Here is a 252-nt window from a genome sequence, read left to right as displayed (position 1 = left end):
AAAATCCCCAAAATTCCTGCCACCATTTCTATTGATCTTTCCAACATAATCCCAACTATATCCTCAGACTGAATCCCTCTACTCCTTAATGTCCTCGCAAAAGCGTTAGATTTATCATTCAATTCTTTATAAGTAACTTTATTATCTTCATATATTAAAGCTGTTTGATCGGGTGTTTTTTCAGCTTGGAATTCAAATAGTTCATGGATAGGCTTATTAATTTCTTTATACTCTATATTTGTATTATTAAAC

General features: G+C 31.0%; 1 protein-coding gene. It reads right to left on the bottom strand.

The genetic code is table 11. The features are described 5' to 3' along the window. The coding region (locus SB751_RS33245; RefSeq protein WP_410749399.1) for an AMP-binding protein at positions 1–252 on the bottom strand (252 nt) is incomplete at both ends.

The organism is Cupriavidus sp. SIMBA_020, assembly GCF_046535395.1.
Taxonomy (GTDB): Bacteria; Pseudomonadota; Gammaproteobacteria; order Burkholderiales; family Burkholderiaceae; genus Cupriavidus; species Cupriavidus campinensis.
Note: the sequence above shows the minus strand (reverse complement) of the source record. Positions and strands in the feature narration are given on the sequence as shown.